This is a genomic window from Marinomonas balearica, from assembly GCF_004362145.1.
GTDB classification, from domain to species: Bacteria; Pseudomonadota; Gammaproteobacteria; order Pseudomonadales; family Marinomonadaceae; genus Marinomonas; species Marinomonas balearica.
Window position 1 is genome coordinate 467,581 of record NZ_SNXC01000009.1, and the last position, 15,145, is coordinate 482,725.

At 41.9% G+C, this 15,145-nt stretch carries 15 protein-coding genes; 8 read left to right on the forward strand and 7 right to left on the reverse strand.

Annotated features, from left to right (window positions below; all coding sequences use genetic code 11):
• Window positions 1-585 precede the first annotated feature (585 nt).
• Window positions 586-2,607, forward strand: coding sequence for a methyl-accepting chemotaxis protein (locus tag DFP79_RS03800; protein WP_133502602.1), 2,022 nt, complete (start codon window positions 586-588; stop codon window positions 2,605-2,607).
• Between the two features lie 258 nt (window positions 2,608-2,865).
• Here the strand turns inward: DFP79_RS03800 and DFP79_RS03805 are convergent, their stop codons facing one another.
• The 3 genes from DFP79_RS03805 to DFP79_RS03815 all read right to left on the reverse strand — a co-directional run bounded on the left by DFP79_RS03805 (window position 2,866) and on the right by DFP79_RS03815 (window position 4,519).
• The gene (locus DFP79_RS03805) at window positions 2,866-3,501 is read right to left on the reverse strand and encodes an OmpA family protein (protein WP_133502603.1); all 636 of its coding nucleotides are present in this window, start codon (window positions 3,499-3,501) and stop codon (window positions 2,866-2,868) included.
• 126 nt (window positions 3,502-3,627) lie between these two features.
• Window positions 3,628-4,050, reverse strand: a complete 423-nt coding sequence (locus DFP79_RS03810) for a VOC family protein (protein ID WP_133502604.1) — start codon at window positions 4,048-4,050, stop codon at window positions 3,628-3,630.
• Between the two features lie 130 nt (window positions 4,051-4,180).
• Window positions 4,181-4,519 carry a hypothetical protein gene (locus DFP79_RS03815; RefSeq protein ID WP_243730184.1) on the reverse strand — a complete coding sequence of 113 codons (339 nt, stop codon included), beginning with the start codon at window positions 4,517-4,519 and terminating at the stop codon, window positions 4,181-4,183.
• A gap of 170 nt (window positions 4,520-4,689) precedes the next feature.
• On the opposite strand from DFP79_RS03815, the gene DFP79_RS03820 reads away from it, so the two are divergent.
• Entirely contained in the window at window positions 4,690-5,712 is a 1,023-nt protein-coding gene (locus tag DFP79_RS03820; RefSeq protein WP_133502606.1) for a nucleoid-associated protein, read from the forward strand.
• A 77-nt stretch (window positions 5,713-5,789) separates the two neighbouring features.
• On the opposite strand, the gene DFP79_RS03825 is transcribed toward DFP79_RS03820, so the two are convergent.
• Both DFP79_RS03825 and DFP79_RS03830 read right to left on the reverse strand, forming a co-directional pair.
• Window positions 5,790-6,443 (reverse strand): HAD family hydrolase, encoded by a 654-nt coding sequence (locus DFP79_RS03825; protein WP_133502607.1) that lies wholly within the window; start codon window positions 6,441-6,443, stop codon window positions 5,790-5,792.
• Window positions 6,444-6,654: 211 nt separating this feature from the next.
• A complete protein-coding gene (locus DFP79_RS03830) occupies window positions 6,655-6,843 on the reverse strand; it encodes a hypothetical protein (RefSeq protein ID WP_133502608.1) in 189 nt (62 codons plus the stop codon).
• A gap of 148 nt (window positions 6,844-6,991) precedes the next feature.
• Between DFP79_RS03830 and DFP79_RS03835 the strand changes: the two genes are divergently transcribed.
• The gene (locus tag DFP79_RS03835) at window positions 6,992-7,474 is read left to right on the forward strand and encodes a DUF2947 domain-containing protein (protein ID WP_133502609.1); all 483 of its coding nucleotides are present in this window, start codon (window positions 6,992-6,994) and stop codon (window positions 7,472-7,474) included.
• A 23-nt stretch (window positions 7,475-7,497) separates the two neighbouring features.
• On the opposite strand, the gene DFP79_RS03840 is transcribed toward DFP79_RS03835, so the two are convergent.
• Window positions 7,498-8,196, reverse strand: a complete 699-nt coding sequence (locus DFP79_RS03840; RefSeq protein ID WP_166637631.1) for a tRNA-uridine aminocarboxypropyltransferase — start codon at window positions 8,194-8,196, stop codon at window positions 7,498-7,500.
• Window positions 8,197-8,382: 186 nt separating this feature from the next.
• Here DFP79_RS03840 and DFP79_RS03845 point away from each other — a divergent pair, with 186 nt between their 5' ends.
• Window positions 8,383-9,138: a DUF1499 domain-containing protein gene (locus DFP79_RS03845; protein WP_133502611.1), complete on the forward strand. Its 756-nt coding sequence runs from the start codon at window positions 8,383-8,385 to the stop codon at window positions 9,136-9,138.
• A 134-nt stretch (window positions 9,139-9,272) separates the two neighbouring features.
• Window positions 9,273-9,854, forward strand: a complete 582-nt coding sequence (locus DFP79_RS03850; protein ID WP_133502612.1) for a TetR/AcrR family transcriptional regulator — start codon at window positions 9,273-9,275, stop codon at window positions 9,852-9,854.
• Between the two features lie 33 nt (window positions 9,855-9,887).
• On the opposite strand, the gene radD is transcribed toward DFP79_RS03850, so the two are convergent.
• Window positions 9,888-11,669 carry a DNA repair helicase RadD gene (gene radD / locus DFP79_RS03855; protein WP_243730186.1) on the reverse strand — a complete coding sequence of 594 codons (1,782 nt, stop codon included), beginning with the start codon at window positions 11,667-11,669 and terminating at the stop codon, window positions 9,888-9,890.
• A gap of 139 nt (window positions 11,670-11,808) precedes the next feature.
• Between radD and DFP79_RS03860 the strand changes: the two genes are divergently transcribed.
• From DFP79_RS03860 to DFP79_RS03870, 3 genes are all read left to right on the forward strand, one after another.
• On the forward strand, window positions 11,809-12,459 hold the full coding sequence (locus tag DFP79_RS03860) for a 2OG-Fe(II) oxygenase (protein WP_133502613.1): 651 nt from the start codon (window positions 11,809-11,811) through the stop codon (window positions 12,457-12,459).
• 86 nt (window positions 12,460-12,545) lie between these two features.
• On the forward strand, window positions 12,546-13,541 hold the full coding sequence (trhO, locus tag DFP79_RS03865) for an oxygen-dependent tRNA uridine(34) hydroxylase TrhO (RefSeq protein ID WP_133502614.1): 996 nt from the start codon (window positions 12,546-12,548) through the stop codon (window positions 13,539-13,541).
• Window positions 13,542-13,948: 407 nt separating this feature from the next.
• Window positions 13,949-15,103, forward strand: a complete 1,155-nt coding sequence (locus tag DFP79_RS03870; protein WP_133502615.1) for a diguanylate cyclase — start codon at window positions 13,949-13,951, stop codon at window positions 15,101-15,103.
• The last annotated feature ends 42 nt before the right edge of the window (window positions 15,104-15,145 follow it).

Below are 15,145 nucleotides of genomic sequence, written 5' to 3' on the forward strand. Positions count from 1 at the left end.
TTTTTCACTTTGCGTTATTTCTTCGAACTGACGGGTTATGTAAAGCTAACGCCCGATCTATTATGTTTTAGATCATGTAATGTTTTGGCGAACTATTAATTCCATGTTGAATAATAATTCATGCGAGAAGATTGTGATAGCTTTACAGTCGGATAATTCATTTTGACTTAAAAAGGAATTCATCTTGAATGGGAGCATGAGGCAAGACTCAGCAGTCGTTGCAGACACTGCTGGTGAGTTTTTCTGTCTATAGACATGAATGAGCGCGCTTAAAATGTAAGGAAATATTTCAAATTAATGAAGCCTGCAACCACATTTGTCAAAAAAACGTGAAATCAAATCGTCTATTTCGCAAATAATTGATCCAAATCAATTATTTGCGAAATAGACGATTTGATTATTGTAAACTGAATGATAGTCTTCTTTATTTCTAGGAGGGCTAGAAAGGTATCTGCGCACACTCTCATCTTAATCATCATTTCCTTTATTGGCCGACGTTTTAATGGCTGATTTGCAGCTTATCTAGATTCAAACATGTTTCTTTAAACTCAAATATTAATAATTTCTTAGTCTAATGGAGTAATAATGGCAGTGAATAAGTGGTCCTTAACGCAGCAGTTGCGTTTGGGTGCGTTTTTGTTAGTGAGTACCGTAATGGCAGTTTTTATTGTTGTTGTCGGTTTTCAGTCTGTTGGTGTTCTTACCTCTTTGCAAAGTGACGAACAAAATCGAAAGGTTGATATGCTTTCGTCACAATTATCAACCATATACGGCTCATTTCTTAGAAGCACTGGCATGTTATCGTCTGTGTTTGAGAGTTACTACAGTCAAGGGTTTCAGTTGGATGAACGCAATCCAATATTGGTTGGTGCCAATAAAGCGCCCAGTTTATTCTATGAAGGAAAGCAAGTTGCATTGGATTTTTCCAAAGTGGATTTGTTTACTAGCGTAACGGGTGGCACAGCAACGGTATTTGCTCGCAGCGGCGATGACTTTATTAGGGTGACGACATCGCTTAGAAATGCACAGGGCAAACGCACCATTGGAACGTATTTAGGTAAGTCTCATCCAGCTTATGGGAAGCTGATGAACGGTCAAGAATTTGTGGGTGAAGCACAGCTATTTGGTAAAGCATATTTAACCAAATACGTTCCAGTAACAAATTCTTCTAACAAGGTTGTTGCTATATTGTACGTCGGTTTTCCGATTACGAAAATGTTGGCTGAGCTTCGGGACAACCTTGAAGAGGTTAAGTTTGGCAACAGTGGCTACGCTGCCCTTGTCTACAACGATACGTCGCTAAAAGGTATGTTGATTGCGCACAAAACTCACCACGACGGGTACCTTAAGGATTTGTATAGCAATAATAGCAATCTCGATGCAATGCTGTCTGATAAAAGAGGTTCATTTGAAACAGAGCGCTCGAAATACGGTGACATCTATGTAAGCTTTGAAAAAGTGCCTAATTCTCCTTGGACAGTTTATGGTGTCAGTATGAGGAATGAGAGGCTCGAACAAATGAAGCCCCTACTTTTAGCATTACTCGGATTTTCAGTGATTGCGGTTGCGGTATTGGTCTCGGCGTTAGGGTATTTTCTAAGTCGCTCGTTGAAGCCATTACAAGGTATTACTCAAATTTTGGAACGTGTGGCTCAGGGTGAGTTAACAGACCGTTTAGAATCGGATGACGATGAAGATACGCGTAATGAAGTGGCTCGCCTAAGATTGTCGACATCTAGAATGTTAAGCAGCTTTGTTTCTCTTATAAAGAATGTTCAGTCATCAGGCTATGAAATTTCATCCGCAGCGACTCAGGTAGTTGAGTCCAGCAAAGGAATGCGAAATGTTGCAGAGAAGAGCAATGAAGAGACGGAGCAAGTGTCTAGCTCGATTACGGAAGTTTCTCATTCCATCCAGCATGTAGCAAGCAATGCCTCTGTTGCATCTGATGAGACTGCTACGGCGACTACGCTTGCAGACAACGGGTCTGATGCTGTAAATGGCGTGTCGAATTCGATCATTAAGTTGAAAGACGAGTTTGAGCGGGCGACGCAAGCAATAAATCAAGTAGAGCAAGACAGTACGGACATCGGTAACGTGGTGGAAGTGATCAATACGGTTGCAGAACAAACAAACTTGTTAGCGCTTAACGCCGCAATTGAAGCTGCGCGTGCTGGAGAGCAGGGAAGAGGTTTTGCTGTTGTTGCAGACGAAGTGCGAGGGTTAGCTCAACGAGTGCAAGAATCAACCCAAGAAATTCGCGATGTGGTTGAAAAGCTTCAATCCAATACAAATAATGCCTCAGAGCGAATGGAGCGTGGCGGTCTTCAGGTGCAAGAAACGGTAACTCAGGTTGAAAATGCCAGTAAAGCACTTGATGATATTCGTTCTGCCGCTGAACAAGTCCGCGGTAGAATGCAAGAAGTTGCTAGCGCTACAGAAGAGCAAAGTGCTGTTGCTGAGCAAATTCGAGTAACCAGTGACTTGCTTAAAGAATCCTCAAAAAATACTGCAATTGAAGCAGGGCAGAATGAGGAGGCAAGCACCCAGATGTTGGGCTTTGCTACAGACCTACAAAAGCAGGTAAGTCGCTTTAAGTTACAGTAATGTTTGTTACTGACCTTTAGTTAGGTAAAAAAAGGGCGCTATTCTAGGCCCTTTTTTTTATGCTAAATAATAGTTCGTTGGTCATGTTCTTTTGGTCTTGTCTGTCTTACGTTATGACTTTTAAGTAGCTGCTGGCTATAAAGGTGATTTACTAAGTCAGAAACAAAGAAAAAGCATATCAATTGAAGGAGGGAGACGAGAAAGCTCAAATAGATAGGGGAAGTAGTTCTGTTTAGTAGGTCTGGCTATTGGATCGTATTAACGATCAGAAAGAAGCGCGGTGTTTTTGTTTTGATCGACGCTGTATATTGTCCAGCGTTTTACATTCGCAGTTTTTCTAGCAAAGATTTCGGCGACAACACGACGGTTCTGTTCACGGCCTAACACTGTATCATTGGAAGAAACAGGACGGCTTTCTCCGTAACCTACGCCTTTCACACGACTTCTACGAATCATAAAGCTGTCTGTTAGCACATTAGCGATAGCAGATGCTCGGCGTTGAGAAAGGTCTAAGTTCAGCTCTTCACTGCCTACGTCGTCAGTGTGACCTTCTATGACAATTGAAGAGTGAGAGTTCTTGCGCATAAAATCTGCAAGCTTTTTGACTTCCGAGAAATAGCGAGGCTTCACCACATCTTTACCTGAATCAAAAAGGATGTTCAGTTCAACAGAAAGCAGTTTTGTAGATTCTGCGCTACAGCCAACATTGTTTACATTGGCTCCGAGTGGAGTATTCGCGCATTGGTCTCTCGCATCAATAACACCATCGCGGTCACCGTCGGCTAAACGAGCAACAATATTCGGATTATATATAGACTCCGCAAATACAGATGCACCAAACCCTGCTAGAAGCAGTGCTGTTGCAATTTTGTATTTGAAAGAAGGTCTAGACATCTACATGTACTCGTTTATTTGACTATTCGGATAAGTTAATAATATTCCTTAGCGGCACTTAATGCTACCTTAAGTTTGTAGCTTTCTGCACAGGCAATTAATTTTTTGTAATTATGTGTAAAGACGCTACCAAGATCCGGTACTTTCCATGCTTGCCCAAGGCTCTTGTGGGGAAAGTGACTCTCCGGCCTGAAGCAGTTCAATGGATATACCATTAGGGTCTTTAACAAATGCCATGTGCCCATCGCGAGGAGGGCGTAATATGATTACCCCCATTGATTCTAAATTTGCACATACCGTGTAAATGTCGTCTACACGAAAAGCGAGGTGCCCAAACTGGTCTCCGTTTTTATAGTCTCGATCATCCCAATTGTAAGTGAGTTCGATCTCCGGAGCCCCTTCTTCGGACGCATAATAGATCAATGAAAACTTTCCTTTGTCACTGTCATAGCGTCGCGTTTGAATAAGGTTTAAGCCCTTGGTATAAAAAACGTGGCTAGCGTCAGGGTCTGTCGTTCTGATCATTGCATGTAAGTATTGAGTAGTCATGGCTCTCTCTCGAAGATTATAGGTTCCTTTTAAAGTGTGCGTTTATCTTGAGAGCCTAAAATCGATTTGTTGTGTCCTCTACAAGGCAGGCTCGTCTTAGGAGTGCTCTTCACACACTACTTTTCGCACTCTACTCTTCCCAAACCCAACGAATCGGATCGCCAAAATCATCGTAGATGATTTTTTTCTTCGGCTGTTTAGGTTTTGTTGGCGTTACTGGTGCTTTTTTGGCTGCGTTTCGTTGTTGCATTTCCACAATAACGTCATTTAATGGCGTACGTTCTTTTTTAGGCTCGATAAATCCTAGATGGCTCGTGTTATACTTGCCGTCTTGAAGGCCTGACTCTCCCATTTTTACCTGTTGAATTTCGCCTTTTTGTTGAAGGAATTGGTCTATTTGAGAACTAATCTCTTCACGCGTGTCGGCTTTCGACTTAGGTTTAGAAAATTTGTGTCGGCGTGATGCCATAATACGTGCTTTTTTAATCATTTAGAAAAAGTCGCTATTTTCTATTATGCGATCGTCGGCATCATTGCCAAAATCAAACGTCCAATATTTTCATTATAAGACGTGTAGGCGTTGAAATACCGAAATATTTTTTGTAACTAACCATTCATACTAAACGCAAGAGGTTGTGAGTGTCTATTGTCAACTTAATTGTACACGAAGTACAAAAGCCAGTGAACGAGTCTAAAGCCATGTTGGTTGCTCGCCCAAATGAAAACCCAATAGACGATGATGCCCTGTCTTTAGCGGCTCAGGTAACCAATTTGTTTAATCGCTCAGGTATGAACACTGGGCGTTTCAGTAACGAGGAAGGCAGCGACGAAGGCGCTAAATTACCCGCATTGCTTCATCGTCATTTTGATGGATCGTCTTTTGATGATTTTTCTGCTTTTACTAAAGCGGTTGCTACTGATTTTGTACGACATATTGAATCCGTTGAGGAAACAGAAGGTGGTTTACTTTGGTTTAATCACTATGAAGTGGAAGGAACTCACTTTCTGTTCATTGTACTTTTGAAGAGAAAGCAAGGATTAACGCTGGGTTCTGATTTAACGTTCGCGCAAGTAGAGCAATTAGAAACTGAAAAGTTGCATATGGCTATGCGGGTTAATTTAAGTGCCTATCATGACCGCGACGAATCCAGATACATCGCGTTTCGCTTTGGTCGAGCTCCAAAACAGGAAAGTGAGTACTTTACTAAATTTATTGGCTGCAATGAGCCAAAAGTGGCAGCGAAAGAAACTCGTCAATTGGTAGAAGCAGCAGCGGCTTTTTGTCAGGCTGCGTCGTTACCGACGAAGGAAGCCAATGAGTTTCGTAAGAGTGTTTCTGAGCAATGTATGGAGCGGGCAGAAGAACGTCAGCCTATTGAGATAAAAGAAATAGCGAAGCAAATTGAAAACCGTTTCTCTCCTGAACAAGCGAGTCAATTTTTAGAAATTGCTGAATCGGACGCATTTAATATAGAGAAGGAAGTCTTTGTAGAAAAAGCGGCGCTTAAAAAGCTTACACGAGTATCAGGTTCGAATAGAACGATGACACTGAGTTTCGATGCAGACCTTATTGGGCAGTCGGTAGAGTTTGATGAGCAAACCGGTTCCCTCACTATAAAGGATTTACCGCGCAGCCTGTTAAAGCAATTGCAAAAGCTATAGCACAAGACTTAACACTGCAAAAAGTCTTGTTAGCGAGGGGAGTCGTTTCCCCTTGCTGTTTCTGTTTTTTATGTCTTTTACTTGCTCGCTAGCCCGAGTAATGTTTCGAGTGCTTTCATTGAAGTGAACGTTTCTGCCGCCCCTGCATTTATCTGCGCTGAAGAATCTACCATTGCGCTGTATGCGTAGACCGTTGCTCCGGCTGCCACTCCTGCAGTAATACCTGCAATCGAATCTTCTATTACAATGCACTTGTTCGGTGGGATGTTAAGCGCTTCAGCCGCTTTTACGTACATATCGGGTGCAGGTTTCCCATGCACAACATCGTCTACACAAAAACGTGTTTTGAACTTCTCGATCAGACCAATTTTATTCAGCTTGTAATCCATTTCTTTACGAGTGGCGTTGGTCGCCATTGCGATGGGTGTCTGAATTTTGCTTAAGACTTCTGTAATTCCTTGAATCGGTTCTAAGTAGAGGTCGATGTGCTTTTGGAATCTTGCTTTATACTCGGATAAAAAATGATCAGGGACTTTCTTGTGAGTTAACGCTTCTATTGCATCGAGGTTATGTTGAGTCGTGTAACCTGTGAATTCTTTATGAATGGTCTCTAAACTCACAGCGATGTCACTTTCTTGAAGGAGTTCGAACATGACTCTGTTGGAAATAGTTTCGGTATCGACAATGACGCCGTCGCAATCAAAAATTATGGCGTGATAGTCAACTGGCATCGTATTACCTCATAACAAAAAAATGGAATTGCATAGTGGATACAATAGGAGAAAACCCTATTGAACGTTGTCAATGATAGTATCGAAGAAGAGTGTTACAAAGAAAGGAAAGAGGGGGTATTATTTTTTTTCTCCCCGCATAAACTAAGATTGGCTAAAAATTGCAGTATAATCGTTCATGCTGCGAATAATGCTGTAATGAGTCTATTGTTTAGTGCGTAGTTTGTAGAGAAGATGGTTTTACAGTCATGTGCAATGCACTTTTAATAAAACCCTTAAATAACGACGCTACGTTCGCTAACTGCTCTTTTTGTTTTTGACGACGTTTTTGTGTCTCTAGGCTGCGATCTTCAAAGCCCCAACGCGCTAGCAATGCTTCATATTTTTCTTGAGAGTCCATAGTTTGCTCCTAACTCAATTGAGTTGTTGATTTTGGTGATGTTGTTTTATTACAACAATTTAAGATTACTCCCCATGAATCGTGAGCACAAACGAAGGTTTTTCATCGTTTAGGTTATTTTTTTTCATCTATTTTTTAGGTTTGTTACATGTCGAATTACATACCATTATCTTCTTTTCCAAAATCATGGGTTTTTAATCGTCGTGATCCTTTTGTGTCCGAAGAGGATAAGCAGGAAATTAAGTGGTTGTCTGAGTCGAGCGCGGCGGATATTTGGCGAGATTACGTGAGTGCTGACCACCTTCATCCAGAGTTACTAAAAGAGAGCGATTGGGTTGTGGATTCTGCCAATGAAATTGGCCGTGAAGCATGGGAAGTTCGATGGGAATCCGACGACGAGACTCTTCCTGAATTTATCTTAGAGCATTTAGGAAACTGGGGTGAAGACACCAAAGTATTTTATTGTTGCAGCAATGAAATTGTGTTTGAAACAACTTGGGGCGTGTTTAAGCGAACCTGGAAAGCATTTTTATTCTTAGAAAATGGGCCTGTATTAATTGGGAGAAAGAAAAAACAAGCCGTTCAGTTCTGTACCGACGGTTTTGCAAGAACGCTTAACCGTCCTGTATAACGAGAAGCCGAGATGATCGTAACTTATAGATCATTTCCGCGCTTTCTACTTTTGAGACATTGCCTATTAAATGTTTGGTAGTAATGTAAAAGTTGATCACTCTGTTCGGTTAATTCCAATTGAGAAAGTAGCATACTTACGACTTCAGCCGTGGCGAATTGCATATCATGGCCAGAATGGCGAACAAGAAAAGTACGCTGAGAAGCTTCATTGATTGCCAATGTAGGTATCGAATCTAGCCAACGGCTTTGGTGGAGCATTTTGCTGGCTTGCTTCCAAGTGCCGTCAAGTACGATAAAGGTGTGCTCTGCGCGCCTTTCGAAAAAGGACGCCTTTTCGCTTTCGATTATCGTCTTGTTTAGAGTTCTTCGCTCCGTTTCGGGATAAAGAATAGTAACTTTTCCTTGCAAGTTACTTATGTGGTCGAGTAGCTTAATGTCCGGCTCTGTGCGACTCCATAAATACGCTTGAGTTTGCTCTGGGAAAAGATCTGCAATGAGCCTTCCGCTGTTGGTTGGCTTGAAAATTTCATCTCGATGATAGAGTAGAATGAAATTTATAGGGCTTGTTGTGGCTTTGCGTTCAAGACAAAAGCATGCGTTTTCTGCCATTAAGCATGTTGAGCATCTTATCGCCGAAGAGCCTCGTGCGAGAAAGGGACGTCTTGAAAGGGAAGTGCAGTGTTCTCGCAAAATATCGACAGTATGAGGTGTATGTTTCATTATTGTGCTGTAGTTGAGTTATCGTGCAATTTAGAAGCATTGTAAGGGATGAATAGGCGAAATAACTTAATTTTATTCGCTAATTATGCAAGAAACTAGGAATCAAAACAGAACGCCGATTTGTGCCTTGTTCATTACCGTTTGTGCAAGCTACAGTTGCATCAGCATTAACTTTTCAGGAACCTTATGAGTCGTTATATTTCTCCTTTCTTATACTTTTCGATGATTGTTGTAGGATGTATAGCGTTTTTTTCTATTGCGGGCGTGCGAGTTGGCATGATCGAACCCATAACAGGGTTTTCCTTCCTAAGAAAAAGTGTTTTTGCAGCACTTATTTTGTCGTGTATTGCTGCTCTATCAGCGCTCCTGTTTAGAAGACGTTCAGACGGCAGTAAGCTACGCTTTTGCAGTATGGTTTTAGTGGTGTCTCTTGCTTATAGCACTGTTTGGATCGCCTTTTATCTGCAAAAACTGGGTTTACCTAAAATCAGTGATGTCACCACTGATACTGAAGTTCCTCCTACCTATATTAATGTGCCCTTTATCCGTAAATCCTCTGATAATGATCTGACGTACAATGCGGAATGGGCAGAACTACAGCAAGCGTTCTATCCAAATGTAGAACCTTTATTCTTATCAAAACCAAAAACAAGAGTATACGCTGCGGTGCTTGCATTGATGGATGCAAATGGTTGGCAAATAGTGTCTGAGTTCCCAGAAGCCGGGATTGTTGAAGCAACCGCCCGAACACCTATTTTTGGTTTTAGAGACGATGTAGTCGTGCGAATCATAGAAGAAGACAACCATATACGTGTGGACATGAGATCGTGTTCACGTATGGGTGACCAAGATTTTGGTGAAAACGCTGAGCGTATTACAACTTTCCTTAAAGACCTTAAAAATAAACTCACAGTGAGGAAAAAAGTGGCATTGCGCTACTAATCGAGCTTTCACTTTTATTTTCTATTTCACAGCCCACTTAAAATTTACTTAAAAAAATCTCTTTATTGTTCTTATTTTAACCGCTTATAGATTCGTATAAACTCGTTCGTATCAAGACAAAGAGGCGAACCCGAGTGAATAAACGTACACGCCAAAAGCAGCAAACTAAGGAAGCTATAAAACGCGCCGCAAAGCGGTCGTTTTTTGAAAATGGAATAGACGGCACGACGACCCGCGAAATTAGTCGTGACGCTAATGTTGCAGTAGGAACTTTTTTTGTTCACTACTCGGACAAACTGGAATTGGTCAAAGAGATTTTCTTTGAAGAGTTGGAGGATGCGTTAACCCGACACGCAGAAAAAGAGGAGTTTACCGAGTCTCCAAGCAATTACTTGCAGCAAGTCGCTCAAACTCTGTTTCACTTCTTTGGTGACTTGGAAGAATTTACGAAAAATGTCGTATTGGACAGCCTTGTAACAGACGGCTTTCACAGCCAACAAATGAAGATTGTTTCATCTGGCATTGCGAGTCGATTTGAGCGCGTTGGCGTCAATTCTGAGATGGCTCAGCTATTTGCGGACAATATGATTGCCAACTATTGGTTTGTAATGATGTCTTGCCTGAGCAGTGGAGATTATCATTCAAAAGCCAATTTATCCCGTTTAAAGAGCTTAAACTTGCCGTTTGAAGTGTCCTATCAAAACGCAGCGAAATGATGCTTTCTCTGCTTTAATGTAAGCTTCGTTCTTTTATAGCTCGTTCGCTTTTCGGTACGGGCCAGCGTAGTCAAATAGCCGTTCTGTTATTTGCCAAAATGACCCTTTTTGCTTTTTTGCAATCACAAAGTCGGGTGTTGGAAGATAGTCTAAAAAGGGCGTAACGTCGCTTATTGTATCGAAGGTAACGGGAACCGATCCTTTACCTAATCTGCGGCCAAATTCGTCATTGAAGCGTTTAATGGCTTTTTTTGTCTTGAACTCAAAGGATTCTACTAACGTTTCCCCGTCTTCATCATGATAGGTAATGCGCACTTTACTGCCCTCTATTACCGCCGAGCTTGCTTGACATCGAAGTACTTTGTGGTCTTTTAGGTTAAGTGCTTTTCTTAGTATGTCATCAGGATCGATCAGCTTGTGTTGGCAATGCGCACAATTGCGTGCAGCAATGTCGTTTTCTTCATTGCATTGCGGGCAGCGTTTGAAGACAAACCGATAATCACATTGCAGTTCACCATCTAGTGTTTCAACTATGGCCTGACAACGGCGACCGTAGTGTTCGAGAATGTCTCCTTCCGCGTTTTTTTTGCCCCAAAATAGGTTCTGAAATTCACATTGAGGGCAGGCAACCTGAACCAACTTAACGTGTGGATTAGGTTTCTTGGTTCCGATTTCTGGTTGATAGAGATCATAGCCTTGATGAGTGTAATCCAGAATCAAGCAATCTTTTTTATGATCGCTAAGTCGTAGACCTCTTCCTACGATTTGTTGATATAGACTGACGGATTCGGTGGGTCGTAATATTGCAATGACATCTACGTGCGGTGCATCAAACCCTGTTGTTAATACGGAGACATTTACGAGAAATTTTAACTGTTTCTGTTTAAATTTCGCTATTATTTTATCGCGCTCTTTTGAGGCAGTTTCACCCGTGATTAAGGCTGAATCGCTTTCTGGGAGATAGCTCAATATTTCCGTGGCATGTTCTCTTGTCGCAGCAAAAACCATAACTCCAAGACGGTTTTTGCTCAGCTCGATGATTTGTTCACAGATGGCCTTGGTTACGCGTGGGTGCTTAGACACCAGCTTGTTTAAGGCTAGATCTGTTGAATCTGTCTCACCGTCGAGCGATTCAGAGAGAGCGCTAAAGTCGTATTGCTCTATTGCGGCGTCGTAAACGATCGGTTTTGTTAAATAACCGTCGGTTACCAAGCGGCGTAGCGGTAGCTCGTAGATACATTTTTCAAAACATGCTTTCGGAGCATCGCGATAAAACCCCCAATAATGTTTTTTGTAAATCCAACCTGCATCGAGCCGATAAGGCGTGGCTGTTAGGCCAAGTATACGAACGCGCGGATTTAGGCTTTGAAAATGTTCGATGACCTTTTGATATTGGCTTTCATTGTTGTTTGAAATTCTGTGGCATTCATCAACGATCAATAAGCTAATTGGATCAGAAAATAATTCAATATTAGGAGCCAAGCTTTGTACGCTGGCAAAGGTTGTTTTTTTACTTAATTCTCGCTGCCCTAATCCTGCGGAGAACACCCCTGTTTCAACGCCAAGTGCCGCCAATTTACTGTGATTCTGCTCTACCAGCTCTTTGACGTGTGCTAGACAGACTACTTTTCCTCTAGCAAGACGTCCCAACTCTGCGATTACAAGGCTTTTCCCCGCTCCGGTTGGCAGTACTATAACGGCACTGTCATCACTTTCACGAAAATGACTGAGGGTTGCATTGACAGCTTCTTGTTGATAATTACGCAGAGTGTACATGTGAGGCGTGTAAATATCCTGATTTTTAATTATACGCATTACAATATAGAACCGCAGGGCGAACATAACGGGTTCAATTTTTCGGTATGTAACGTCAGAAAAAACGGGTGAGTTGTTCGGCAAGCTACAGTAAGATGGCGCAATTATCAATATTGGCTTGAAGTGTCGCGAGGTTAGAGTGGATCAGTCGGTTATGTCAGAGAAGGTGTCATTGGATGAGATTGTTCACAATATTCGTCTAAGAGGCTGGTGTGTTTTGGATGAGTTCTTTAAAAGCGAATTGATTGAAGAGTTAATTCAAGAGGCGAAAACACTTAACCCTGAGACTATGAAGCAAGCAGGAATAGGCCGTTCATCGGATCATCAGGTTTCGCTTAATGCTCGCGGAGATCGCATTCAATGGATTGAGCCTGATACGCCAGCTACAAAGCAGTTTTTAGAGGTCATGGAGCAACTCCGTCTTGAGCTAAATCGTAAACTTATTTTAGGTTTGTGGGATTACGAGGCACATTTCGCGCGCTATGAAGAAGGTGCTTTTTATGAAAAGCACCTCGATTCTTTTATCGGGAAATCAAATCGCTTACTGTCCACCGTTTTGTATCTTAACTATGATTGGGAAGTGCCAAATGGCGGTGAATTTGTGCTGTACGACGAAGAGGACAATAACGCAGAAATCGGACGCTATTTACCTAAAAAAGGTCGTTTTGCTATTTTCCTCAGCGAAGCCTTCCCGCATGAAGTGAAGCCAGCAAAAAGAACGCGCCATAGTATTGCCGGCTGGTTTCGAATCAATAATACGACTGGAACACAACTTGATCCATATCAATAGACTCGTTTTTTGTGTGTGAATTCTCTATAATGCGCGCCGAGTTTAATTGCTCTGGTTTTACGTTCCAGATCGCATAGGAGAAGAATATGTCGAACGTTGTTGTATGTGCCCTTTATAAATTTGTTCAGTTGGATCACTTCGAATCCCTTCGTGAGCCTTTGTTAGACGTTTTAACCCAAAACGAAGTACGTGGCACTTTGCTACTTGCCAGTGAAGGGATCAATGGTACAGTCGCCGGATCTCGTGAGGGAATTGACGCGATGTTAACTTGGTTAGATCAACAGCCTGGTCTAGATAACATTGTGTATAAAGAGTCTTTTGATGAAGCGATGCCTTTCTATCGTACGAAGGTAAAGCTTAAAAAAGAGATCGTTACCATGGGCGTAGAGGGAATTGACCCGCGTGAAGTGGTAGGAACTTATGTAAAACCAAAAGACTGGAATGACCTTATCTCAGATCCAGATGTTGTGTTAATTGACACACGAAACGATTACGAATATCAAATTGGTACATTTGAAAATGCCGTAAACCCTGTGACAGATACATTCCGCGAGTTTCCTGACTATGTTGAGAAAAACATGGATCCGGCAAAGCAGAAAAAAGTCGCTATGTTTTGTACTGGAGGCATTCGTTGTGAGAAGTCTACCGCTTACATGAAAGAGCAAGGCTTCGAAGAGGTGTACCACCTAGAAGGCGGCATTCTTAAATACCTTGAAGAAGTGCCTGAAGACGAATCTATGTGGAAAGGCGAGTGTTTTGTTTTCGACAATCGCGTATCTGTAAATCACAAGTTAGAAAAAGGCGAATACGATCAATGCCACGCTTGTCGTATGCCGATTACCGAAGAAGAGAAACAGGACGAGCGTTTTGAGCAAGGCGTAAGCTGCCTTCATTGTTTCGATAAGTATACTGATGAGCAACGTAAGCGTTTCATAGAGCGCGAACGTCAGGTTCAGCTTGCTAAATCGCGTGGCGAAGCTCACATTGGTTCCGAAGTACTGGACGCAGTGGAAAAAAATCGTCGTGAAAAAGAGCTAGAACGCGAGCGCCAGCGCAGCATTCGAAACCAAGCACAGTCATAACGCTCTATATTATTTCGCTAAAAGCTCTGCGGTTGCAGAGCTTTTAGCTTTCTCTCCTTACTTATTCCCCCATCAAATTCGCTATTCTTTACAGCCCCTTATATTGAATAGGAATAATCCCGCCAGTTTAGTGGAAATGGTGTCCCATTCAGTCTATATAATAGTGAGAAGATAGCGCTCGAATAGGCGTTTGGCCGCGATACTTGAAATTTATTCTCGGCGCAATTTACTTGATAGAACATCCGTTTTTGCTTGAAGAGTGATATGGTTTTCTGTGGCTTCATCAGAATGAACAGCGAGAACAAAAAAAATTATTTACTCATGGAAGGTATTGAGCGTAAGCGTAACTTCCCTTTGAACTCTTCTAGTCGGACGGCTTTCGTTTTTATGATATTTGAGGGGATTTTTTGTTTTCATTTAAGGCACATTACGCCAATACTTGGTCAGCACTCGCTGCAATTTTATTAACCGGCCTGTTTTCGATGGGATGTTTGATTGCTTTAACCATGTATCAACTCGATACGCTTCTAAGGGACGAGCGTTATAAACATGTTCAAGCTCAAGTCTTAACAGCGAAACATCTTGTTGAACTGATGTCCTCTAAGCCTACTAACCTATCGAAGGACGAGTTGAAGGCACATGTACTAGAAATGCTGTCAGAACTTCGCTACCCAGAGGGGGGCTACTTTTGGGTCTTGGATAAACAGGGCACTATGATTATGCACCCATTTTCGCGAGGCGTAGTAGGAACCTCTACATTGGACCTGCTTGATATTAACGGAAAATTTTTTGTGCATGATATGCTAGTAACTGCTGAATCGGGTGGCGGTTTTGTGACCTACTCTTGGATGAAGCCAAATGGTGAGAAACATTACCCGAAGGTCGCCTATATTACACCGATTGAACAATGGGGCTGGGTTCTTGGGTCAGGGTCTTATATCGACGATTTGGAAGAAACAACAAAAAGTGAAGTCTATCGCAACACGTTTATTTCGTTGTGTTTGGTGCTTATAAACTGCTTTGTTTTATTGATGGTATCGCGAAAATTCATTAATCAATTTCATAACAATGCGATAAAAGATCCCCTAACGAGTCTATTGAACCGACGCTATTTGGATGAAATTAGCACTAAAGTGGAAGAAAAAGCCAAGCTGAACCGTTCCCCCATCTCCATTTTGTTTTTCGACATAGATCACTTTAAAGTGATAAATGATAAACATGGCCATCGTGCCGGTGATTTGGTGCTAAAACAATTGGGTGGTATCGTGAATGACTTTACTCGGATGAACGACTTGTCGTTTCGTTATGGTGGGGAAGAATTCATACTTGTATTAGAGAGCGCATTAAATGAAGCCGAGCGTATCGCAAATGATCTAAAAGCTTTGGTCGAAGAGACGCCGTTTGATATTGGAGTAGGGCATATCCACATTACACTAAGCATTGGCATATCTACGAATTTTCTAGACCAGACACAATCTCTTAAAGACCTTATTTTTAGATCTGATTCTGCAATGTATCAAGCGAAGGCCGCAGGACGAAACTGCATACGGGTTTATAACTAACTCGACTACCGATCGAACGAATACGTAACTATACGTACTCGT

Excerpts from the sequence above, each read along its gene's own strand:
- DFP79_RS03800 (WP_133502602.1), top strand. The coding sequence starts at position 586 with ATGGCAGTGAATAAGTGGTCCTTAACGCAGCAGTTGCGTTTGGGTGCG.
- DFP79_RS03805 (WP_133502603.1), bottom strand. The coding sequence starts at position 3,501 with ATGTCTAGACCTTCTTTCAAATACAAAATTGCAACAGCACTGCTTCTA.
- DFP79_RS03810 (WP_133502604.1), bottom strand. The coding sequence starts at position 4,050 with ATGACTACTCAATACTTACATGCAATGATCAGAACGACAGACCCTGAC.
- DFP79_RS03815 (WP_243730184.1), bottom strand. The coding sequence starts at position 4,519 with ATGGCATCACGCCGACACAAATTTTCTAAACCTAAGTCGAAAGCCGAC.
- DFP79_RS03825 (WP_133502607.1), bottom strand. The coding sequence starts at position 6,443 with ATGCCAGTTGACTATCACGCCATAATTTTTGATTGCGACGGCGTCATT.
- DFP79_RS03830 (WP_133502608.1), bottom strand. The coding sequence starts at position 6,843 with ATGGACTCTCAAGAAAAATATGAAGCATTGCTAGCGCGTTGGGGCTTT.
- DFP79_RS03835 (WP_133502609.1), top strand. The coding sequence starts at position 6,992 with ATGTCGAATTACATACCATTATCTTCTTTTCCAAAATCATGGGTTTTT.
- DFP79_RS03840 (WP_166637631.1), bottom strand. The coding sequence starts at position 8,196 with ATGAAACATACACCTCATACTGTCGATATTTTGCGAGAACACTGCACT.
- DFP79_RS03845 (WP_133502611.1), top strand. The coding sequence starts at position 8,383 with ATGAGTCGTTATATTTCTCCTTTCTTATACTTTTCGATGATTGTTGTA.
- radD (WP_243730186.1), bottom strand. The coding sequence starts at position 11,669 with ATGCGTATAATTAAAAATCAGGATATTTACACGCCTCACATGTACACT.
- trhO (WP_133502614.1), top strand. The coding sequence starts at position 12,546 with ATGTCGAACGTTGTTGTATGTGCCCTTTATAAATTTGTTCAGTTGGAT.